Origin of the sequence: Propionigenium maris DSM 9537 (assembly GCF_027925155.1) — a bacterium.
GTDB classification, from domain to species: domain Bacteria; phylum Fusobacteriota; class Fusobacteriia; order Fusobacteriales; family Fusobacteriaceae; genus Propionigenium; species Propionigenium maris.
Genome location: NZ_BSDY01000011.1, coordinates 27,767 through 50,094, shown reverse-complemented (window position 1 = coordinate 50,094; position 22,328 = coordinate 27,767). Strand labels below are relative to the sequence as shown.

General features: G+C 41.8%; 16 protein-coding genes. 5 read left to right on the top strand and 11 right to left on the bottom strand.

What is annotated here, in order from left to right; genetic code table 11:
- Positions 1 to 261: 261 nt before the first annotated feature.
- The 6 genes from QMG11_RS12215 to QMG11_RS12190 all read right to left on the bottom strand — a co-directional run bounded on the left by QMG11_RS12215 (position 262) and on the right by QMG11_RS12190 (position 8,751).
- Positions 262 to 1,410: an ABC transporter permease gene (locus tag QMG11_RS12215; protein WP_281836307.1), complete on the bottom strand. Its 1,149-nt coding sequence runs from the start codon at positions 1,408 to 1,410 to the stop codon at positions 262 to 264.
- Between the two features lie 672 nt (positions 1,411 to 2,082).
- Complete coding sequence (locus QMG11_RS12210) at positions 2,083 to 3,399, bottom strand: efflux RND transporter periplasmic adaptor subunit (RefSeq protein WP_281836306.1); 1,317 nt, start codon at positions 3,397 to 3,399, stop codon at positions 2,083 to 2,085.
- Between the two features lie 643 nt (positions 3,400 to 4,042).
- Positions 4,043 to 5,284 (bottom strand): TolC family protein, encoded by a 1,242-nt coding sequence (locus tag QMG11_RS12205; RefSeq protein WP_281836305.1) that lies wholly within the window; start codon positions 5,282 to 5,284, stop codon positions 4,043 to 4,045.
- Positions 5,285 to 6,497: 1,213 nt separating this feature from the next.
- A complete protein-coding gene (locus QMG11_RS12200) occupies positions 6,498 to 7,268 on the bottom strand; it encodes a tyrosine-protein phosphatase (protein WP_281836304.1) in 771 nt (256 codons plus the stop codon).
- 3 nt (positions 7,269 to 7,271) lie between these two features.
- Complete coding sequence (locus QMG11_RS12195; RefSeq protein WP_281836303.1) at positions 7,272 to 8,006, bottom strand: CpsD/CapB family tyrosine-protein kinase; 735 nt, start codon at positions 8,004 to 8,006, stop codon at positions 7,272 to 7,274.
- The gene (locus QMG11_RS12190; RefSeq protein WP_281836302.1) at positions 7,993 to 8,751 is read right to left on the bottom strand and encodes a YveK family protein; all 759 of its coding nucleotides are present in this window, start codon (positions 8,749 to 8,751) and stop codon (positions 7,993 to 7,995) included. The genes QMG11_RS12195 and QMG11_RS12190 overlap by 14 nt, the downstream gene beginning before the upstream one ends.
- Before the next feature lie 1,888 nt (positions 8,752 to 10,639).
- Here QMG11_RS12190 and QMG11_RS12185 point away from each other — a divergent pair.
- From QMG11_RS12185 to QMG11_RS12170, 4 genes are all read left to right on the top strand, one after another.
- Positions 10,640 to 12,481, top strand: coding sequence for a M6 family metalloprotease domain-containing protein (locus QMG11_RS12185; RefSeq protein WP_281836301.1), 1,842 nt, complete (start codon positions 10,640 to 10,642; stop codon positions 12,479 to 12,481).
- Positions 12,482 to 12,553: 72 nt separating this feature from the next.
- Positions 12,554 to 13,411, top strand: a complete 858-nt coding sequence (locus QMG11_RS12180; protein ID WP_281836300.1) for a hypothetical protein — start codon at positions 12,554 to 12,556, stop codon at positions 13,409 to 13,411.
- Between the two features lie 627 nt (positions 13,412 to 14,038).
- Complete coding sequence (locus tag QMG11_RS12175) at positions 14,039 to 14,392, top strand: hypothetical protein (protein WP_281836298.1); 354 nt, start codon at positions 14,039 to 14,041, stop codon at positions 14,390 to 14,392.
- A 130-nt stretch (positions 14,393 to 14,522) separates the two neighbouring features.
- Positions 14,523 to 14,807: a hypothetical protein gene (locus tag QMG11_RS12170; RefSeq protein ID WP_281836296.1), complete on the top strand. Its 285-nt coding sequence runs from the start codon at positions 14,523 to 14,525 to the stop codon at positions 14,805 to 14,807.
- Positions 14,808 to 15,703: 896 nt separating this feature from the next.
- Here QMG11_RS12170 and metG read toward each other — a convergent pair.
- From metG to QMG11_RS12150, 4 genes are all read right to left on the bottom strand, one after another.
- Positions 15,704 to 17,617, bottom strand: a complete 1,914-nt coding sequence (metG, locus tag QMG11_RS12165; RefSeq protein WP_281836294.1) for a methionine--tRNA ligase — start codon at positions 17,615 to 17,617, stop codon at positions 15,704 to 15,706.
- A 317-nt stretch (positions 17,618 to 17,934) separates the two neighbouring features.
- Positions 17,935 to 18,570 (bottom strand): lysophospholipid acyltransferase family protein, encoded by a 636-nt coding sequence (locus QMG11_RS12160; RefSeq protein WP_281836292.1) that lies wholly within the window; start codon positions 18,568 to 18,570, stop codon positions 17,935 to 17,937.
- Between the two features lie 158 nt (positions 18,571 to 18,728).
- Complete coding sequence (locus tag QMG11_RS12155) at positions 18,729 to 19,085, bottom strand: YbaB/EbfC family nucleoid-associated protein (protein ID WP_281836291.1); 357 nt, start codon at positions 19,083 to 19,085, stop codon at positions 18,729 to 18,731.
- Positions 19,086 to 19,193: 108 nt separating this feature from the next.
- Entirely contained in the window at positions 19,194 to 19,628 is a 435-nt protein-coding gene (locus tag QMG11_RS12150; RefSeq protein ID WP_281836289.1) for a MarR family winged helix-turn-helix transcriptional regulator, read from the bottom strand.
- A 674-nt stretch (positions 19,629 to 20,302) separates the two neighbouring features.
- Between QMG11_RS12150 and msrA the strand changes: the two genes are divergently transcribed.
- Positions 20,303 to 20,788, top strand: coding sequence for a peptide-methionine (S)-S-oxide reductase MsrA (gene msrA / locus QMG11_RS12145; RefSeq protein ID WP_281836287.1), 486 nt, complete (start codon positions 20,303 to 20,305; stop codon positions 20,786 to 20,788).
- A 1,282-nt stretch (positions 20,789 to 22,070) separates the two neighbouring features.
- Here the strand turns inward: msrA and QMG11_RS12140 are convergent.
- A complete protein-coding gene (locus tag QMG11_RS12140) occupies positions 22,071 to 22,283 on the bottom strand; it encodes a hypothetical protein (RefSeq protein ID WP_281836285.1) in 213 nt (70 codons plus the stop codon).
- Positions 22,284 to 22,328 lie beyond the last annotated feature (45 nt).

Genomic DNA, 22,328 nt, shown 5'->3' with positions numbered 1-22,328 from the left:
TAATCTGTTTAAATCTGTGACTAAGATCAAATTCTTTTAGCCACGAATTTACACTAATCTTCACTAATAAAACCAACCTTTTGTATTAATACATCCACAAACTTCTACTTCCATAATTCGTGTCCATTCGTGGCAAACTAAGGTCTAAATCTTCTCTCCGTGAGCCTCTGTGTTGAAGGGCTTATTATTATCTAATTTTTCTCCCACCGCTTCTTTTTATTCGTGTAATTCGTGACCATTCGCGGTTCCACTTCTTGGTTTTTAATTATCCCTTATCGCTTCTATGGGCTCCATCCTAGCCGCCTTCATGGCAGGACAGTACCCAGCCACTCCTCCCATGGCTATGGCTATAAGGAGAGTCACCCCTACCTGCCACAGGCCGTAGCTTGGACTCACTCCTGTGACCCTTCCCACTACCTCCGAGGCTATAAATCCTCCGGGAATTCCCAGAAGTCCCCCCGCTGTGGTGAGGATCAGGGTCTCTATGAGAAAGATCTTCCCCACTCCCGCTCCCGGTGTCCCCACAGCCCTCAGGATACCTATGTGGGATCTCCTCTCATTTATAGAAAGAAGCATGAGGTTCGCTGCTCCAGCTCCCCCCAGAAGGAGGGCTGCCGTTCCCATGGCTCCCAGGGACATATTGATTATCTTCATTATCTTTTTTATCCTCTGATACCTGCCGTTGGTCTCAGAGATCCTGTATAAGTTTCTTCCTCCGTGGGATCTGTCTAAGGTACTGAGGATAAGGGGATAGCTCCTCTCGGGCTTCTCCTCGGGATAGAAGGAGACGATCATCTCCCGGGATCTTATCCTTCCAAGGATCTCCTCCATCTCTCCTCCAGCCACCATGGCTCCCCCGTGGATCTTCATGCTGTCCATGCCGTTACGGTATACCCCGGAGATCTTATACTCACTCTTCCTGCTGCCCATGCCGATTTCCAGACCTCTCCCGGCCACATCCAGGCTTCCATACTCCTCCCTGGCTGTCCTCTCATCGATGAGGATCTCACCTCTTCCAAGGGGAAAACCAGAGCCCTTAACGACCTCTATCTCCATGGCATTCATGGCTTTACCTCTATACCCCGTCACCTCTACCTGGCTCCCCCTGGAGGTGGTGGCAACTGCCCTGTTCTCAGTAAGATGCACATACTCCACTCCGGGGATCCCCTCTATCCTGGCTGCATCCCTCTCATCAAAGGCCTTGGCCCTCCTGCTGCTCCCGGGTACAACCATTATCCTGTTCTCTCCCAGAAGGCTCAGATCAGTCCGTACTGTACGCCGCCCCCCCTCACCAATAGACAGGATCACAAACACCAGGGAAACCCCTGCTGCTATCCCCAGAAGGGGGATTATGGCTCTTCCCCTGTTCCCCCATATGAATTTTTTTGCTGTCCAAAGGTAAAATTTCATCTGTGCTCCTTCTAAAAAATATTGGATAATTTAAAAAACTAATTTCTTTTAATCTTCAACTAAGTTCAAAGTCTTTTTTTCAGTCACGAATGACACGAATTTTCACGAATATAAAAAACATTAGTATTCCTTAGCTGAATTTATAACTAAATAATTAAAGTTTTTAATTATTTGATAAAAATTTCGTGTAAATGCTTCCACAGACTCTTACCTCCATAATTAGGGTAATTCGTGACAAGTGTCTAGATTTTATATTTTAATCTGTGTAAACCTTTAGTTAAGTTTAAAACCTTTTTTTGCCACAAATTAACACGAATCTTCACTAATTCTGTAGATCTACTATTGAAGTATTCTAAAAGTGTAAACTAATAATCTGTCTTTATTGGTGTCGATTGGTGAAGATTAGTGGCAAAAATAATGTTTGAGGTCTCCTCTGTGAACCTTTGAGTTCTCTGAGGCTCTGCGTTAAAGGGCTAGTTTTTATTATTTCATGCCCCTACCCTTCACCCATTTAAGCCTTAACTCGTATAAATACCTCCACAAACTTCTACTTTCATAATTTGTGTAACGCTGTGAGCGTAGCGAGGAAGTCCCCTTGGGGGGTTCGTGTCAGATGTCTTGACTTTGATTTTCTATTGTCAATTTTCAATTATAAATTATAAATTTTCTCTTTTACCTCATCACCCTAGTCTTATCACCGTTTCTTATGGCAAAGGGATTTACCACTATCTCAGTTCCCTCCTGGAGATCCAGAACCTGATACTTGGAGAAGGTCTTTACACCTATGCTTACCTCCTGCTTTCTGGCTCTTCCCTCCTCTATGGTATACACATAGTTTCTTCCGTTCTCCTCCAGTACCGAGAAAGCATCCACCACTGTGATCATCTCCATACGGTTACCCAGGATATCTATATCCACAGGGGATCCTGGCTTCAGTCCCTCTGCACTGTCCAGTGAAAGCTCTACCTCCACTACCTTGTCCTCATAGTTTCCTCTGTCCACAGTCTTTATTACTCTGGCGATCTTATCAACTTTACCGGAATATATCTTGTCCTCATAGTTGTCCCTGGATACGATGTCTGCATCCATGCCCACCCTCAGGGTCTCCACGATACTTGCAGGTACATCTGCCTTTACCACAAAATCATCGTGGGTAACTATGGTCATAACCCTCTTTGATGGTGTTACCGGTGTCCCGTTCTCCACCTCCAGGGCACTTACCACACCGTCTACAGGTGCCTTCAGCTCAGTTATAAACCTGCTGTGCATCTGGTTAAGTGAAAGCTGATACTTCTCGATCCTGCTCTCTATCATATTCTTCTGGATGGCAAGCTCCCTCTTCAGCCTCTCATATCCCATTACAGACAGAGACATCCTCTCCTGAAGAATAATAACCTCAGTTTTTATATCCTCATACTCCATCTCTTTTCTGGCCTTTCTTGTTATTACATCGTTGGCCTCTATGGAAGAGATCCCCTCTGCACTAAAGAGCCGCATCTTTACCTCTGCTTCCTCCGTAAGGTTAGCCAGCTCATTTTTCACTACCAGCTCCTTCCTTCTGAGACTCTTCATCTGATTTTCCATTCTTTCTGTTTCCAGCTTTCTGGAATCCAGATCCAGCTTCATACTTCCCGACTCCAGGTCATCCAGTTCCAACTTGGCGTTTCTCAGGTCCAGCTCCAGACCTCTTATATCGTTCTCCACAGATTCTACCGATCCCTGGCTGAACTTCACCAGGACATCTCCCGCCTTGACCTCCTGTCCCAGGTTCACAACTACCTCGTCCACAACCAGAGGCACCTCTGTATAGAGGTTGTACATATTCTTGGGAGCCACTACTCCCTCCAGTCTTACACTCTCCTCCAGGTTCTCCCTGGCTACAGTGGCCAGACGTACGTCCTTCACGCCCCTGTTGTTTACTGCCTTTATTCCTGCCCCTCCCAGGAGCCCCACAGCCAGTATTGCTATAGCTAAATATTTCTTATTCATTCTATATCTCCCATGGTTCTTTCTATTTTTTATATTTGGTGTATCTTCCTCTTAACTTCCTTTAATGATTTTGTACTTTCTTTGCTTGTCCAAAGAAAGTACCCAAGAAAAGACACCTCTTCTTCAATGTTTCATAAGTTTAATTTTTACTCTACGACCTTTATGAGCTACAGTCCTCGCTTTGCTGCGGAACTTAAGCTGTTGTACGGTCTAGTGCAACTTTTAAGTACAAAGCTATGTCAACTTAGAAGAGGACTTTTTTACCTCAATTCGTGTAAATGCTTCCCCAAATTCTTGCCTTCATAATTAGCCTCATTCGTGGTAAGTGTTTAAAGTTTTTATAGGCCGACTGCAGTTAGTCGTTAAGCTTCACTGAGGTAAGTTACTTCGACTCGTCATACAGGATAGGTTCTATCTAGAGCCTATAAAAAGAGTCGGGAACTTTGCTGTACCCCAAAAGACAATTAACGGAAGTCTTGAACTTCGTGAAAATCACCGAGTCATAAAGTGACGACTATGATTTGCCGCAACGTAATTTTATTACGTTGATACAAATGAAACAACGTTAAATCATTTAACGTTGCGGAAAAGTATAGCAATTAAAATTGCTTACTTTTCACGAGACAAAAGGTGCGAAATATTATTATTTGAGTAGATCCTGATATCTTATCTCTGAAAGAACAAGGTCTCTCTGGAGCCTAAAAAACTCACTCTCAGCCTGGCTTAGCTTCGTCACTGAATCCAGATATTCAAAGGATCCGATAAAGCCGCCGTCATATCTCATTGTATCTATCCTCAGGTTTTCCTTCCTTATGGCCAGGTTTTTTTCCTCGCTCTCTGTAAGGATATACAGGCTGTTCATATTGGCATATTCAGATCTTAGCTCCACCTCTACATTATCAAGGCCTCTCCTGCTTTCTATCTCTGCCTGCTCCAGCCCTATCTTAGACTGATTCAGGTTATCAAAGTTGCTTCCCCAGTCAAAGAGCTTCCAGGTAGCACTTATAGTTGCCACATAGTCATTCTCATAATCCTCATATCCCTCGTCTGCTACATATGCTGCAGCGGCATTTATCTTAGGGAGAAACTCTGCTCTTGCAATCTTTACATCCTGCTCTGCCCTCTCTACCTTCAGCCTCTCTATATCTGCTCTGTTACCCAGAGCCAGTGCTGTATTTACATTGGATTCAATCTCATATACCGACAGATCCACCTCCTGGTAGTCAAATGCCGATAGAGTTAACTCCTCTTCCATCTCCAGCCCCAGGAGGATCTTCAGATTGTATTTTTCCACTTCTAGGGTCTGCTCAAATGTATAGAGCTCCGCTTCAGCTTTCAGGATATCCGATTCCACCTTGAGGAGCTCAGATTTTGGAATCAGTCTCCCTCCCTCATAGAGTCCGCTTAATCTATCCCTCTGCTTATTCAGGGTTTCTATCAGTGTTTTATTTACCTCTATATTCTTCTTGGTATTGAGGATATCAAAGTACTGAAATACCACCTGCTCCTTGATATCCAGATCCAGGATCTCCATCTCTCTTTCCTGTATCTCCATGTCTATCCTGCTCTTAGCCAGATTTGCCCTACGGATCCCACCGGTATACAGTGGCAGGTTAGCCCCTACAAATGTCGGTGCCCATCCGTCATCTCCGTCCTTATTTTCCTTTGGCAGGTACATCGTCCTTGCACTTACCACAGGTAGGAATTCTTTCTTATCCTTGCTTACCTCTAACTCCCTTTTTCTGCCTTCCAGTTCCTTTATTCTTATATCCGGGTTTCCAGTAGCAGCCAAATCCAAAGCTCCGTCCAGATCCAGCTCCCTCCCGTAACTTAAAGATGCCACCGATAAGACTATTAGTGCTGCTCCCATAATTCTTCTCTTCATCTCTTCCCCTCTCTCTTTTTCAATTCCTCTTCCCCAGAGTTTCTTTCTTCTCTTTTCTTAACTTATTGCCTTTAAAAATCTTCTTCTGTCACGAATGACACGAATTTTCACTAATTATATCTGTACTATGAAAGTACTCTGAAAAATCTAACCTATAATCCTCTTTATTGTTATTGATTGGTCTATTCGTGCAAAGTAATAAGGTTTTCTCTGTGAATCTCTGAGATCTCTGCGCCTTTGCGTTGAAGGGCTTATTTATTAGATTATCTATTCGAGTAGATGCTTCCACAGACTTCCATTTTCATAAATTTGTGTGATCCGTGGCAAATATTTTTTGTTCCCTCTCTTATCTTCTCCCCTTGCCAAGGGGGAAGTACATACCCTAGATGGGGGTATATTAGATTTTTAATTTATAAAAATTTTCTCTCTCTTAAATAAATATGTTCATTTCTTTTGACCAGCAATACCCCAAGAGTACTTCCTCATTTCATTCACTGCGAAGAAACGAACCAAAGAAAACCTGGCCCTCTTTATCATCTCTCTAAAGTTGAATGATTCCTCTACGGCCTTTAATAGCTACAGTCCTCGCTCCCTATGCAAAACATATGAGTTTATCACTGCGGAACTTATTCTGGCGTACGGCCTAGTGGATAACTAAGCACAAAGCTTCATCGATATAAAGACGGTGTTTAATTATTTAAAATCAAAATTCGTGTAAATACTTCCACAGACCCTTACCTTCTGAATTCGTGTCATTCGTGGTTAGCCTCTTAATCTCTAATGATTAATTTGTGTAATTTGTGGTAATCTGCGACCAAATTCAACATCTTTTAAGGTTTGTTCGTGTCCATTCGTGCAATTCGTGACAAAATCGCGTAAATCAAAGAGTCAAGATATTGACGACTATGATTTCCCGCAACATTTTGATTTTTAAACGTTGTTTCCTTTTAGATTTCTTCCGTGAACCTTTGCGCTCTCTGAGACTCTGTGCTAAAGGGCTTTTGTTCGTTCTTGTGTCAAGACAAAAGGTACAAATAATCTTTTAGCCGCTAATTTACACTGATCTTCACAAACTTCAATCTTTATTGTATTAATACTTCCACAGATCTCTACTTCCATAATTCGTGTCCATTCGTGGCAAAGATAAGGTTTTCAGGCCTTAGATCCTTTAATTGTCAATTCCCCATTGTAAATTATAAATTAAAAAACCTTCCTACTTTTTCTTTCTTCTAACAAGTCTGAGGAGTTTACCTAATGAACTTATCTTTTCTTCAGGCTTTTCCTCCCACTGTATAAGTTCCTCTCCAGCCAGAAGCCTTTCGGGATTTATCTCCGTGAGGATCTTGAACCTCTCCTCACCCAAAAGACTCTTTAGAGCAGCTATCTCCTCTGTCAGTTCATAGCTCCTCCCCTCTGCCCTGTGGGCATCGGTGGCCAGGACATCTATGAGACCGGAAGTTAGCCACTCCCTCCACTGGTCCTTCCCAAGAGCTGCTGCTCTCATATTCATCTGGAGTATTCCCCCAAGCTTTTTCAGTTCTCCCAGGATTTCGGTCTTCCACCTGTACCTCTCTACGTGGGCTATGAGGGGAATGTATCCCGCTTCCACGATCCTTCTCACGCTCTCCAGTCCGCCCCTCTCGATGCTTCCTACCTGAAACTCTATGAGAACAGTCCTGCTCTCTCCCAGGGTATCCGCCTGCCCGTCCTCTATCTCCCTGAGGGTTTCGGGACTTATCATCACTTCAGCTCCCCTGAGCACTTCCATTCCAAGGGTCTCAGCTTCAGATTTCACTATCTCCAGCCTCTGAGAGATACTGAAATCTTCCCCGTCACCCTTAAACTGATTGTTGGGATAGTGCCTTGTACTCACTATCCTCCTATATCCTACTTCCCTAGCCTGGAGAAGCATCCTTCTGCTCTCCTCCAGGCTCCTTGCTCCGTCATCTATCCCGTAAAGGATGTGGCTGTGTAGGTCCGTCATAGGCTACCCCTGCTGATATTCATTGTAGTACTTGTAATAATCTGTGTAGTAGCTGTATGATCCGTATGCGTAACCGCTTCTGTCTATCCTGTTTACCACAGCGCCGTAGATATTTGCCCCTGCATTTTCAAGGTGTTTCTTGGTATGCATCAGCTGCTTCTTGTTTATCATGTCATAACCACACACCACAACTACCCCGTGGGCGTGCTTGGAGATGATTCCCGCTTCTCCCGCTACTCCCACTGGAGCTGTATCTATTACAATCTGATCGTAGTTCTTCTTCAGTTCCTCCACTACACCAGCAAACTTCTGGCTGTGGAACATCTCAGTGGTATACTCGGTGCTTCCCTTGGTAGGAAGGATATCCAGGTTTCTGTACCTCTCCCTTACGATGCACTCTGCAAGCTCCTTCTCTCCCCTCAGGTGAGCCAGAAGTCCTCCCCTAGCCTCTATATCAAAGGCGTTGTCTATCCTTGGTCTCTTTATATCGCAGTCTATGATCAGGGTCCTCTTCCCGTTTACAGCTGTACTCATGGCGTAGTTGGCTGCCACAGTGGTCTTTCCCTCCTTGGGAACCGAGCTTGTAAACACCACCACGTGGCACTCCTCCCTCTCATTCATAAAGTAGAGGTTGGTTCTCAGCCCTCTGAAGGCCTCTGCCATGGGAGAGTTTGTATCCTCATTAAAAAATATCTTTCTCTGTGCCTGCTGTATGTCTCTATCTCTATCTCTTGCCATTCTTCTTTGCCTCCCTAGCTTCTAAATCCTCAAAATCAGGTATGCTTCCGATAACAGATACCCCCAGGATCCCCTCTATGTCTTCCGGTTTTCTGATGGTATTGTGGAAAAACTCCAGACCAAAGGCGATAAATACTCCTATCATTCCCCCCAGTACTATGGCTATAGCTACTATCAGCTTCTTGCTAGTTCCCGACGGATAGATCGGTGTCTCTGCCTGTTCCACAACCTTCAGGTTCTGGGTTCCCATTACCTCTCTTACCCTTACCACAAAGGCTCTGGCTATCTCATTGGAGATCATAGCCGCCATACGGGGCTCCCCGTCTGTATAACCTATCTTAATAAACTCCGTGTCTCCCACAGGGCTTACCTTTATCTTCTTAGCCATTGCACCTGGAGTCATGTCCAGTCCAAACTTTCTGATTATATCCATGGATACTTCCCTGTTCTTGGCTATCTCAGTATAGGTAGTTACCAGCTGCTGATTCAGGCTCAGCTCATTTTTGTCCAGAGATCTTGCACTGTAATTTCCGCTGGATATCATTAGCTTTGTGCTGGCTGTATAAACATCAGGCTTTACCAGGGCAAATACTACTCCCAGTACCGCCATACCTGCAGTGGTAATTCCAATAAGCTTCCACCTTCTCACCAGGATAAACACCAGATCCATGAGCTCTATCTCATCCTCATCTGCTCCCTCATCGTAGTAGAGTTCCTCTTCATACATTCTCTTCGATCTCTTCAACCTCTTCTTCCTCCATTTACTTTAAGTTAATTTTTTAAAGAATTAATTGGGTATTCCAAAAGTTAATAAAATAAAAATAATTTACTTAACACTTCGAAAATACTCCACCAATCCCTCTTCTTTACTTTAATAAAGACCAGGCACTAAAATCACTCTTTATCCGGTTGATCTTGTCAACTTTCTTTAGATATCCTATACTCCTACCTTCCTTTAATTCTTGCTTCTGGGTACAATTTTAGACCTTAAATAGTATATACTAAAATTTCACTAGATATAAGTGACTTTGTCACCCATTACTAAATTATTTTCACTCTCCTCCCCAAATTCCCTTATTTCATCAAAGCTTATTTTATAAAATATAGGATAAAAATAACAGTGACTTTGTCAATTGTTCCTTAAGTTTTATCACTTTTCCTTCCCGGAAACCGAGTCCCCCATAGGGAAAAGCTGAAAGTCGCAGAGATAAAGAAAGAAAAAGATATAAAACCTTAATCCTTGCCACAAATTAACACGAATCTTCACTAATTCTATAGATGCACTATGGACGTATTCTAAAAATGAAACCAATGGTGATGGAATCTCAGAATTACCTATGGCAATCTGAGTACTGATAATTATGCTCAGAAGCTCCTTCGCTAATTCTCAGCAATTGGTGTTGATTAGTGAATATTCGTGGCAAATATTTTCCTTTTTCTCTCCTATCTTCTCCCCTTGGTAAGGGGGAAGTACATCCCCTCAATGGGGGTATTTGAAATTTAAATTTTTACTCTTTATAAAACCTTATTTCACTTTGTGAGTTCATTTCTTTTGACCAGCAATACCCCAAGAGTACTTCCTCATTTCATTCACTGCGAAGAAACGAACCAAAGAAAAACTGGCCCTCTTTATCATCTCTCTTGAGTTGAATTATTCCTCTACGGCCTTTAATAGCTACAGTCCTCGCTCCCACTGCAAAACATACGAGTTTATCGGTGCGGAACTTATTCTGTCGTACGGCCTAGTGAATAACTAAGCGCAAAGCTCTATCGATATAAAGACGGTGTTTAATTATTTACAACCATAATTCGTGTAAATACTTACACAAATCTCTGCTTTCATAATTTGTGTCATTCGTGGTTAGTTCTTAATCTTCAAAGGTTAATTGATTGAATCTGCGTTAATCTGCGACCGTGATCAAGTTCTTTTAACCACTAATTTGCACTGATCTTCACAAATTAAATCAAACTTTATTGTATTAATGCTCCCACAGATTTTCTTTTTCATAATCCGTGTTTATCCGTGGCAAATATTTAGTTTTTAAGTCTTTATTAGTGCCAATTCGTATAATTCGTGACTAAATCGTGTAAATCAAGGAGTCAAAATATTGACGACTATGATTTCCCGCAACGTTTTAATTTTTAAACGTTGTTTCCTTCACAGGTCCCTCTGAGAACCTCTGAGAACTTTGTGTCTCTGTGTTGAAGGGTTTGTTTTTATTGCTTCCATCATCACGGTTTACCAATTTAACTTTTTATTCTTTGTAAATACTTCCACAGACTTCCACTTCCATAATCCGTGGAATGCTGTGAGGGTAGCGAGTAACCACAAGAGTCATTGGCATAAATCATAGTCGTTAAAAATCCTTGATTTAAGCAAGAAATCCCCTTGGGAGAATTCTTCTCAAATGTTTAAATCTTTACTTCTAAATCCATTTTAAAATAATCATATTGTAAAAAAATTATCAAATGGTGACTTTGTCCCTTGTTTTTTAAAAAGATTCTCTGTATCATCTATCCTGTTAAATAATATATTTTTTATGAATTTTGTTGATTTTTAGTTTTTCTGGTATTAAAAATAAATAAGCTATTATTCTTAAAAAGCTTTCCGACTTTACTCCAGGAGGCCTGCCATGAAGATAATCTTATTTTTAATTATCAGTGTCATCACCCTGGGAGAAACCTTCAGACCCCTGACGGTTCTGATGGACTTTCCAGATTACAGCTATAGATCCCTCCACCTGAGGGAGGAGGAACTTATAAATAAGCGTAAGGGGGAGGAGTTTAATCCTTCCCTCTACGGTGAGATGTTTTTTGCAGAAGAAACCTATGCTGCATACAACGGTGAAAAACTCATCTCTGCCAGAAGATTTTTTCAGATGGAGTCTGGTGGAACCTTCTCCCTCGAGGGAGAGGTGGGGGACATCTACGGGTGGTATACTGCTTCCAAGCCCTCTGAACACTATGGAAGGAATATCCAGGGCAAGGGGGACAGGCAGGGTGCTGCCGATCTCGTAAGGGAAGCCATCGACAAACTGGTGGAGGAGGAAGTGGATTTTTCCAGGTATGATCTGGAGGGAGACGGCATCATCGACGGCATCGTCATCGTCTATGCCGGCAGGGGAGAGCAATTTAAAAACTCCCTTGGGAGCAGGGCTATCTGGCCCCACTACAACACATTTTCAGATATCTCAAAGGGACCCTTTGCCTACTTTGCCGATCATGAGGGAAGGAAGTGGATAGTCAATAAATTCTCCCTCATACCCCAGGATATCCCCCTGGATCTCTACATCCACGAGATAGGACACTTTCTGGGGCTCTCAGACCTCTATGGGAAAAGTTCCACTGTGGGATTCTGGTCCAGCATGGCCTATCTCTACTGCGGCGAGATTCCCGGAAGTAAGCTTAATTCCTTTGGAGGCTACCACAGAAATAACCTTCAGAACATCTATAATATGAAGAATATCCAGACCTTCTGGGCCCAGACCAAGGAATATGAGCTGGAGGACCTGAAAGAGGAACCTCTTTTTGTGACCCTCCACAGCAGTAGAAATAAGAAAAACGACAATCTCATTAAGATAAAGTTGCCGGGAAAAAGACCGACCATTCCCATAAAGCCAAAGAAAACATACTACAGCGACAACTTCTTCAACAGGGGGAGTAGCTTTACCTTTACCACATACCTCCCCAGGCATACAGATAACCTACTGAAACTGGAGGCCTGGTTTAACTCCAGTCTGGACAGAGGGAATGCCCGGCTCTATATAAAGCCAATTATCGGGGACAACTGGGTACTCCTGGAAAGGAAAAACAGGAAGGGAGAGCTTCCCTACGGGGATAGAAGACAGTGGCTCTCCTTTGAGTACGACCTAAATAGGTATAGCGGGCATACCGTGGAGATAAGGGGAGTTCTCCTCCCCTCCATTAAGGAGTGGAGAAAGGGAGTCTATGTATCGGATATCAGGGTTACAGCAGATGGAAAAAAGATCTTCGATCTGAAGATAGATAAAAATAAGATAATCTTCGACGGCTTCTCTGAAGCCAGAGGGGATGAGGAACTGGAGAGATATCTCCTTATAGAATACAGACAGCCCGTGGACAGGGAGATCGATGAAGGTCTCCTTCACACCCCAAATAAGCTACCCTATCCTGGAGGGATCATAGTCTGGTATATCGATGAGGACTACACTCCTCCCGAGACCCTGGTATCCATCCTTCCTGTAAATAATACTCCGGTATACGAAGTGATAAAGGGAAGGATGGTGGAGATCAACGACAATAAGTATAAACCTTCTGCGTGGGTTATCTCCAGCAGGGACATCCCTGAGGCAGCTGTGGAGAAGGATGGCCGATACTTTTACCGTCCTCCGATCGTGGGAAGGTCCACCTTTAAAATAATAGACGGTCTCTACCTTGAGATCTTAGAGGAGACCCCTGCAAAGGTTCTTCTCAACCTGAGCTATGGAGATGACTAGATCCTCCTATGAGCTTACCCATACTAATTACAACTTAAAATATACTTGAAACACTTAAAGGGAGGAAAAATTATGAACTTACAGAAATCCATTATCCTGGGGGGGCTTCTTATCAGTTCCCTGGCACTGGCTGAAACCACTGCCAACACCGCTGCTTCATCTGCAGCCCTAACAGATTTAAAGGCTAAATCTTTAGATGAAAAATCAGACAAACTATTCTACCTGGTAGATGACTTCAGCGGCTTAGCTGCCCTGCCTGGCTTCTCCTTTGGAGCACCATCTGGTCTTGTACCTGGATTTGGTACAGCCTTCGTATCCCTTGCTGGTACTACCTACAGCGATGATACCGACGGAGCCCTTGCAATGGGTGCTGGTTTTGGTGACCCGGTAAAATACCTGGGAGGAGCTGCGTCCCTTTCCATAGGTAGTATCGATCCTACCGACGGTGGATGCTTCAACAGAGGATCATTAAACCTAAGCCTGGGAAGACACATCCCTAAGTATGGGCTGGGAGTTTCTGTGGGGGTTTCCAATGTAGACCTATGGCACGAGACTCACGACGATGAGCTGGATCCAAGTTACTATGGAGCTGTTACAAAGCTGTTCCCCAACGATATTGCACCGGTAATAATCTCAGCAGGTATGGGAAGTAACGCCTATGCAGATATCAGCAAGGACGACCCAAAAACTACAAGAAACGACAGAAAGCACAAGTGGGATGAATTCGTATCTGCTGCAGTATATGTTCACCCGCAGATGAGTTTAGTTGCCGACTATACATCGGGAATCACTACCCTTGGTACAAGTATCGTACCTATGCCGGCTTACCCGGTAACAATAGGACTTGCTGCCCAGGATGTCTTCAAAGAGGACGAAGATGCAGATTCAGTTAAGTTCCTGGGAACTCTGGCTGTAGGTTTCACATTCTAAATTTAGAATTAATTGCTGATTTGTTACAAATAACATAAACAAATATCAATTAAATAAAAAGATATTTCGTACCTTTTGTCTTGACACAAAAGGTACCTAAAAGGTCAAGACTTCCGTTAATTGTCTTTTAGGGTATAGCAAAGTTCTCGACTCTTTTTACAGGCTCTGGATAGAACCTATCCTGTATGACGAGTCGAAGTAACATATCTCAGTGAAGGTCAACGACTAACTGCAGTCGGCCAAGAACCCTAAGAATTTTGAGTTTATAAGTTACCGATTTTATTAGGTTACATATTATGAGATACATTTAGTTTTTGATTTTATCAAAGGTTAAAGTGAATTAAAAAGGCGGGGTTCATAGTCGACTAGCTACACAAGAAATAGTTACTTCGTTCCGTCGAACCTCTTCAGGCTCTGTAGAGAGCCCGACAAAGGAACGGAAATGCTGATAATACCCAAGAAGACAATTATGAAGCCCTAGACTTTCTTTGGTTCGTTTCTTGTGTCATGACAAGAAATGAACTCATTCTCTTAATAGAGAATGAAAATAAAAGTTCTAATATAAAATTTTTTCTTTATTAACTTTCTTTGAATAGCAAAGAAACTTCAAAAACCAAGGAGGACCACATGAAAAAAACACTTTTAATCCTATCTTTCTGCATACTATCTTCAGCTGCCCTCTATGCAGAAGAGAATACATCTACTGATAATAATGCTCCTGCTACTCAGGCTGAGAGCTCTCCTGTAACTGCTACTGCTGTTCCCAGCAGCGGACTTGGAGATTCCTTCATGGCTGCCTTTGGAATGGATGCAGCTGCAGCTGGAGATACTGGCGAGGGAGGTCCTAGTGCTCAAGGTGCTAGTGCCCGAAGTTTGGGACCTGGTATGGCCGCTATATCCTCTGCTGCTGCAAACCAGGTTACTCCGCCATTCACTCCATATAGCTATAGACACGGTCATGGATACGGTCATGGAAAGTAATTACTTTATATAAAAAGAGGAGGGATAACCCCTCCTCTTTTATTAATTTTTTTTAATTTAATCTACCTCAAACCTTTATCTTTACCCAGTAGGTTTTCATAGCTTTTGTTATTTCAGGGAGGTATCTTCTATGAAAAAACTACTGTTAATCCTCATCCTTACAGGTGCATGGAGTCTTTCTGTATTTGGTGATGAGGAGATAAGGGATAGAGAAAATAAGATAGAAAAAACTAAGGCAACATCAGAGGAAGTTAAAAAAGTTGAGGAAGAGAGGAAGGATCTTTCTGATACCTTTATAGCAGCCTTTGGTATGGATGAAGACAGTGAAAACAGCCTTTCAACTGGTATGGCCGGAATCTCAGCAACATCCGTAAACCATGTGGTTACTCCCTTTACACCCCATATGCCAAAGTAGCATTTAAAAAAAAGAAAGAGTTTGCAAACTCTTTCTTTTTTTGTTCGTTCTCTTACAAACTATAAATTCCTTTCGCACCTTTCTCTTGTACCCCAAGGGCATTTCTTCCCTTCGGTCAGGGCAAAAAAAGGTGCCCAAAGTTCAAGACTTCCGATAAGTGTCTTTATGAGCAGAGCATATTAACCGTTTCTTTTATGGGCTCTGGATAGAACCTAATGAGCTCGACGAAACGAAGTATGGGTGAAAGTGGAGCAGGACGACTATCTGCAGCCGACCAAGGATCCTAAAAAAAGAGATTCCATTAGTGAAGATTCGTGTAAATTCGTGGCAAAAAAATATTTTGATCTTAATCACAGATTATACAGATTAAACAACTAAACACTTACCACGAATTACACTAATTATGGAAGTAAAAACCAACAGAAGTATTTACACGAATAAAGGTTTCAAATTAACGAAAGTGTTTGAAGTCAGTCGTTAAAAGTTTACTTCATTGCGTTTAACCTATTCAAGCTCTGGAGAGAGCCCTGCAAAGAAGGGAGTCTTCCCATAAACTTTACTTTTAGTTTTAAAACTTCCCTCTTTATATCGATGTGTCTTTGTACTCACTTATCTGCTAGGCCGTTATACAAATTAAGTTTATCGACTGCTATACATTGTGTTGTAACTCTTAAAAGGGAGATTGTAGCTCATAAAGGGCGTAAATCAATTATACTACTTATGAGAAATTATAAAGAGGGCCAGCTTTTCTTTGGTTCGTTTCTTTTGCTGGCCAAAAGAAATGAACTTTAAAAAGTAAAATGAAAATTACTGTAAATATATTTCTATAAATTGGTAAAAATACCTTACCCCCAATAAAAAAAGCCTTCACATACGTGAAGACTTTTTCCTATCTACTACTTTACCTTCGCTCCCAGCTTAACAACAGAATCGATCTCGATTAACTTTAATCTCTTCTTCTCCTCTGTAGTCAGAAGCATCCCCTGGCTTAGCTCTCCTCTAAGCTTTACTGGAGCCAGGTTAGTTACTGCAAGGACCTTCTTCCCCACAAGCTCCTCCGGCTTCTTATAGTGCTTAGCGATACCAGATACTATCTGTCTGATCTCTGAACCAGTATCCACCTTAAACTTAAGAAGGTTCTTAGCTCCCTCTATATTCCCAGCCTCTAGGATCTCAACTACCTGGATTCCCACCTTATCAAAATCATCTATTGTAATAGGATTCTCTATCTCAAGATCCTCCTTGATCTCTGCCTTAGGTTCCTCCTTAACTATCTCTATTCTAGGGAAGATAGGCTGTGCCTCTCCCAGCTTGTGGTCGTATTCCATAGATCCCCAGGCTGTGATATCTGCTACCTTAGCTTCCTCTATATTCTTCTCCACTCCAAGCTGAGCCCAGATCTTACCTGCTGACTCTGGAATGAACGGGTATACCATTACAGCTATCTTGTAGAGAGCCTCTACAAGGTTATACATAACTACAGCAAGTCTTGCCTTCTTCTCCTCATCCTTAGCCAGAGCCCAAGGCATAGTTTCATCTATATACTTATTCATTCTGGAGATAAACTTCCACGTAGCCTCAAGTGCCTTTGAGTACTCCAGTCTGTCCATGTGCTTCTCTACATTGACAAGAGTCTCACTCCAAAGTTCCTTGATCTGATCGTCATAGATCTCGTGTCCTGTTCCCTCTACAACTACACTTCCAAAGTACTTCTTGCTCATTCCAAGAGTTCTGTTTAAAAGGTTTCCAAGGTCGTTGGCAAGATCTGCATTTACTCTTGTTACCATGGAGTTTGTCGAGTAGTCACCGTCGTTACCGAAGTGTACCTCTCTCATTACAAAGTATCTGAATGCATCTACACCGTACTTTTCAGTCTCAGCGATAGGATCCACAACATTCCCCTTGGACTTAGACATCTTCTCTCCCTCTACAGTCCACCAACCGTGAGCTACAACCTTCTCAGGAAGCTTCTCCTCAGCTGCCATAAGCATACATGGCCAGATAATAGCGTGGAATCTCAGGATATCCTTTCCAAGAAGGTGTACTACCTCTCCATTTGTCCAGAACTTATCAAACATCTCAGGGTTATTCTCATATCCTGCAGCTGTGATATAGTTAGTCAGGGCATCAAACCATACATAGGTTACGTGCTCCGGTTCAAACTCAAGAGGGATCCCCCACTTAAATGTGTTTCTTGAGATAGACAGGTCGTTAAGTCCCTGCTTGATAAATGAGATTACCTCATTTCTTCTTGAAGTAGGCAGGATGAAGTCAGGATTTTCATCTATGTGCTTAAGAAGGGCATCCTGATACTTGCTCATCTTAAAGAAGTATGACTCCTCCTTTACAACTCTAAGCTCCTTACCACAGTCTGGACAGTTATTCTCCCCGGCAATCTGGTTCTCAGGAACAAATGTCTCACAAGATACACAGTACTTTCCTTCATATGCACCCTTGTAGATATCCCCCTTGTCATATACCTTCTTGATTATCTTTCTCACTGCATCTGCGTGTCTAGGCTCAGTGGTTCTGATAAAGTCATCGTTTTGAATATTCAGAGTCTTCCACATCTCCTTAAATCTTGGAGCCATGATGTCTGTCCACTCCTGAGGCGTGTGTCCCTTGGCTATAGCTGTCTCCTCTACCTTCTGACCGTGCTCATCTGTTCCAGTAAGGAAGAATACGTCGTATCCCATAGTCTTCTTGTATCTTGCTATTACGTCTGCTGCAATTGTCGTATAAGCACTTCCCACATGGGGATCTCCATTTACATAGTATATCGGTGTAGTTACATAAAAATTCTTACTCACTCTATCATCCTCCAAATAAATTTAATTCTCTAAATTCAAAATCTTTTTTGTCACGAATCTACACGAATTCTAAGACTTTACAGTTAAATCACAGAAGTTTTTCAAAAACCTCTTTTACTTTTAAATTGAAGAAATCTAAAGATTTTAACTTAAAAATAATAGGTATTTATTCAATTACTCCTGAGCTTTTGCTATTTTATTCGTGTTAATTCGTGTCATTAGTGACCAGATCTTTTAGTCTTGTTATCCTTCACTGCATTTCTGCAAAGTCATTTTATAATTTTAAATCGTACATTTTCAATTATAAATTTAGCTCCCTACTTCTTAAGAAGCTCCTCAGCTTCCCTGTCCAGCCTGTGGATCTCTGCCTCTATCTTCAGTGCATACTCATCTAAGTCTGCGTCCTTTGGTATCTCTATTGGATCTCCCACTACACAGGCTACCCTGGAAAAGGGCTTTGGAAAGTTAAACTTATCCCAGGCCTTTTCAAATACCCATGCATTGCTGAAGGCTCCTCCTACCGGGATCATCTTCTTTCCGGATTTCTGTGCTATATAGAGCATCCCCGGTTTCACCTTGTAGATGGGACCCTTAGGACCATCTACCGGAGTTCCTGCATTATATCCCTTCCTCACAAGGCCTATAAGCTTGATGAGACTCTTTACACTTTCCTTATTGGATGAACCCCTTACCACCTTAAATCCCAGCTTTTCAAGGGGAACAGCTATGAGCTCTCCGTCCTTTGAGGGGCTTGCAAGTACCGCGGCCTTCTCTGTATATCCCAGACAAAGAGAAGCTATAACAAGCTTATTGTGCCAGAAACCATAGGTATAGTTGTCGGCAGGATCCACCTTATCGCTCTTTACCATCTGGAACCTCAGGGTCTTAGATACAAGCTTCAGTATGAAGTAGAGAACTGCCCCATACCTGCTATATTTCTTATTTTCCTCCATCTTAAAACATCTCCCGTCCTCAGCTTTAATAATAGGTTAAAGCAGCTATAACCCATCTCCCTACCCAAGGGAGATACCCTATCCTGCCTTAACTCTACATGGATTTTCTCTTGTATGAAAAAAGAGGGAAAAGCCCTTTCCCCCTTTAAAAGCTATTACTAGATAAGTCCTGGAATGTTGATTCCACCAGTTACCTGACCCATCTCCTTTTCAGCAAGCTCTTCAGCCTGTCTCATAGCCTCAGATACTGCAGAAAGTACTAGATCCTCTAGCATCTCCTTGTCATCTTCAGCTGCTTCCTTTACGATCTCGTCGCTTAGCTTTATCTCAAGGATCTCTTTTTGTCCGTTGATCTTTACAGTTACTGCTCCTCCACCAACAGAAGTTTCTAATTCCTTTTCTTTAAGACCTTCCTGTATCTTTAGCATCTCCTGCTGCATCGCCTGAGCCTGCTTTAAGATATCCATCTGTCCTCCACCTGCTTTATTATTCTTTGATTTTAATTTTCTAACCACCGAATACTCCTCCTCCTATTGTGCTTTTGCCCTATGATTATAGCACATTAAATATAGATTTTGCAATAAAATAACGCCTAACCCCATTGAGATTGCTATATGGAAGGACTACTCCTCCCTGAAGTTTTTTCTTATCTTAAAGAGGAGTCCCATAAGGACCTCCTTCTCATCCTCTGTAAAGCCGGTATAGGTCTTATCCAGAAGCTCCCTGCTTATCTCCTTAAAGATATCTCTGAACTCCCATCCCTTCTCCGTAAGGGTTACCTCTATTACCCTGGCATCCTCCTTACTCTTCTCCCTGCTCACATATCCAAGCTTCTCCAGCTTCTTTACCATATCTGTGATGGTAGATTTCCTCTTCCCCACAAACCTGGCTATACCGTTCATAGTCATCTTTCCGTCATTGTCATACATGGCTGAAAGCACCGTACCGTGGCTGTTGATAAGGCCCTCTACTCCCCTGTCCTTAAGCTCTTTATTTATAAACTGGGCACTCTTCTCCCTTATATTGGATATCACTCCGATTACTACATCTGTTCTCATCTTTTCACCACCTGGCTGTTATCATTCACCTATATAATACCCCAAGTTTGCAAAAATTTGCAAATGTTCATCCTATTAGAATAGTTAGATGTCAACTAAAATCCTAATTTCTATTTGAAAAAATAAACTTTATTTTTGCCACCAATTAACACCGATAGACACCAATAAACCATTAGTAAAAAACTTTAAACCTCATCTTTGTCACGAATTACACGAATTGGCACTAATAAAGTCAGAAAGGCCAGAGATCATATCTTTATAGTCCTTCCATTATGCTACACATAATTTTTGAAGATTCGTGGCTAGAAGAAATTTTGATCTTAGTTACAGATTAGCGCCGATCTACTAAAAGAAAGGTTTTGAATGGAAGTGGCTGTCTGCAGGTAGTCGTCGGACTTCACTATAATAATCCACCTCATTGCGCTTAACTCCTTTAGGCTCTGTAGAGAGCCCAGGAGAGCAATGGGAACTTTGAGCATACCCAAAAAGACAATTACCGGAAGACTTGAACTTTTGGGTACCTTTTGTTTCAAGACAAAAGGTATAAATAAAAAAATTGATATTATTAACAAGGGAGAACAAATAAAATTATAAAAGAGAATACTAAAAAAGAGGAAAAAAGATTTCTCCCCATCTTCCCGTATATACCTCCTATAAACTCTGGAGGTGATACCATGAAGGATATAGTAGTTGCAGGAGGCTGCTTTTGGGGTGTAGAAGCCTACTACAAACTTATAAAAGGGGTTGTGGATACAAGGGTAGGATATGCCAACGGTCACAAGGAGAACCCCACATATAGAGAGGTGTGTACAGGAACCACCGGTCACGCCGAGGTATGCAGAATAACCTATAATGAGGAGATCATAGATCTCAGGGGAATATTGAAGTATCTTTTCAGGATAATCGACCCCACCCTGTTAAACAGACAGGGTAACGACAGGGGTACCCAGTACCGTACAGGTATCTACTACAAGACTGAGGAGGAGGCCCGGGAGATAGAGGAGTATATAGAGGAGATCTCCTCCAGCTACTCCGCTCCCATAGTTACCGAGGTTCTTCCCCTGATATCCTTCTACGATGCTGAGGAGTACCATCAGGACTACCTCACAAAGAACCCGGGAGGCTACTGCCACATCGATATAAACGAGGCTTTGAAATAACTTTTTAACTTTTAAAACAAAAGACTTTAAACACCTACCACGAATAACTTCTAAACAAATAAATAAACCTATAAAGAAGCCCTTTAACACAGAGACACGGAGATCGCAGAGGTTCGCAGAGAAAAATTATAAAGAAACAACGTTTTAAAATCAAAACGTTGCGGGGAAGCATAGTCGTTAAAACCTTAACTCCTTGCTTCACACGTTTTTGCCACTAATTTTCACCAATCCACACCAATTGCGGAAAATTAGCGAAGGAACTTCTGAGCATAATTATCAGTACTCAGATTACCATAGGTAATTCTGAGATTCCATCATCATTGGTTATGTCTTTAAAATACTTCTACAGTGTATGCTATGCATGATTGGTGTGTATTGGTGGCTAATAAAGAGTTCTTGACCTTTATCACAAATTGACATGAATTTTGAAAGTAAAAGTCTGTGAGAGCATTTACATGAATTATGAATTAAAGAGCTGGCTGCAGGCAGTCGTCGGACTTCACTTAAAAAGCTTACTTCATTGCGTTTAGCTCCTTTAGGCTCTGTAGAGAGCCCAGGAGAGCAATGGGGAATTGTGAGAAATAATGAGCTCTTTCAGAGCGATTATATTTCTCCACAACGTAATCTATACATTACGTTGATACATAATGAAACAACGTTAAAATAGCTTTAACGTTGCGGAAAAGTACAATAATTAAAATTATTTACTTTTCACGAGACAATTGCCAAAAGACTTGATTTTTGGGATACTTTTGTATCAAGACAAAAGTATCGAACCTTCTTTGGTTTCTTTCTTCGCAGTGAATGAAATGAGGAAGTACTCTTGAGGTATTGCTGACCAAAAGAAATGAATATATGCTATTCTATAAAGACTTTAAACACTTGCCACGAATTAAACTAATTATGAGTGCATGAATTTGTGGACCATCTACACGAATTTTGCTTTTAAATATCCTCTTTAATATCAATCTGGCTTTCTGCTTAATTATGCGCTAGACCGTACAACAGAATAAGTTCCGCAGTGATAAGCTAATATTTTACAGTAGGAACGAGGACTGTAGCTACTAAAGGTCGTAGAGTAACTATTATACTTTGGAGAAATAATTAAAGAGGTCAGCTTTTCTTTGGTTCGTTTCTTTTGCTGATCAAAAGAAATGAACATAAGCATATACCTTTCTAAAGAAACTTTACCGTATATTGCATAGAGTTTTAGAAAACTATTCAAATAGCACAGTGAATAAAAAATCAAGATTAAAAAAAGGAGGAGCACCTGCTCCTCCTTTTATATCAATGATATCCGGTATATAAAATACATCACCATATACGAGATATAGCTCTTCACAGGCATCTTCCTGCTTCCCTCTTCACAGACCAGCAACATAAGAAAATCTATAAGAAATGCCAGCATAAAAAATATAGCTACAAAGCGCATCCCGTCAGATATTCCTCCGCTGCTGCCCACACTCATTATATAGTTCGCCCTAGTTAAAATCATAGAAATACACCCCCCTATGATTATTTTCTAGAAAAATTATCGATT

Excerpts from the sequence above, each read along its gene's own strand:
- QMG11_RS12185 (WP_281836301.1), top strand. The coding sequence starts at position 10,640 with ATGAAGATAATCTTATTTTTAATTATCAGTGTCATCACCCTGGGAGAA.
- QMG11_RS12215 (WP_281836307.1), bottom strand. The coding sequence starts at position 1,410 with ATGAAATTTTACCTTTGGACAGCAAAAAAATTCATATGGGGGAACAGG.
- QMG11_RS12150 (WP_281836289.1), bottom strand. The coding sequence starts at position 19,628 with ATGAGAACAGATGTAGTAATCGGAGTGATATCCAATATAAGGGAGAAG.
- QMG11_RS12200 (WP_281836304.1), bottom strand. The coding sequence starts at position 7,268 with ATGACGGACCTACACAGCCACATCCTTTACGGGATAGATGACGGAGCA.
- QMG11_RS12205 (WP_281836305.1), bottom strand. The coding sequence starts at position 5,284 with ATGAAGAGAAGAATTATGGGAGCAGCACTAATAGTCTTATCGGTGGCA.
- QMG11_RS12160 (WP_281836292.1), bottom strand. The coding sequence starts at position 18,570 with ATGGAGGAAAATAAGAAATATAGCAGGTATGGGGCAGTTCTCTACTTC.
- msrA (WP_281836287.1), top strand. The coding sequence starts at position 20,303 with ATGAAGGATATAGTAGTTGCAGGAGGCTGCTTTTGGGGTGTAGAAGCC.
- QMG11_RS12175 (WP_281836298.1), top strand. The coding sequence starts at position 14,039 with ATGAAAAAAACACTTTTAATCCTATCTTTCTGCATACTATCTTCAGCT.
- QMG11_RS12195 (WP_281836303.1), bottom strand. The coding sequence starts at position 8,006 with ATGGCAAGAGATAGAGATAGAGACATACAGCAGGCACAGAGAAAGATA.
- QMG11_RS12210 (WP_281836306.1), bottom strand. The coding sequence starts at position 3,399 with ATGAATAAGAAATATTTAGCTATAGCAATACTGGCTGTGGGGCTCCTG.
- QMG11_RS12170 (WP_281836296.1), top strand. The coding sequence starts at position 14,523 with ATGAAAAAACTACTGTTAATCCTCATCCTTACAGGTGCATGGAGTCTT.
- QMG11_RS12140 (WP_281836285.1), bottom strand. The coding sequence starts at position 22,283 with ATGATTTTAACTAGGGCGAACTATATAATGAGTGTGGGCAGCAGCGGA.
- QMG11_RS12180 (WP_281836300.1), top strand. The coding sequence starts at position 12,554 with ATGAACTTACAGAAATCCATTATCCTGGGGGGGCTTCTTATCAGTTCC.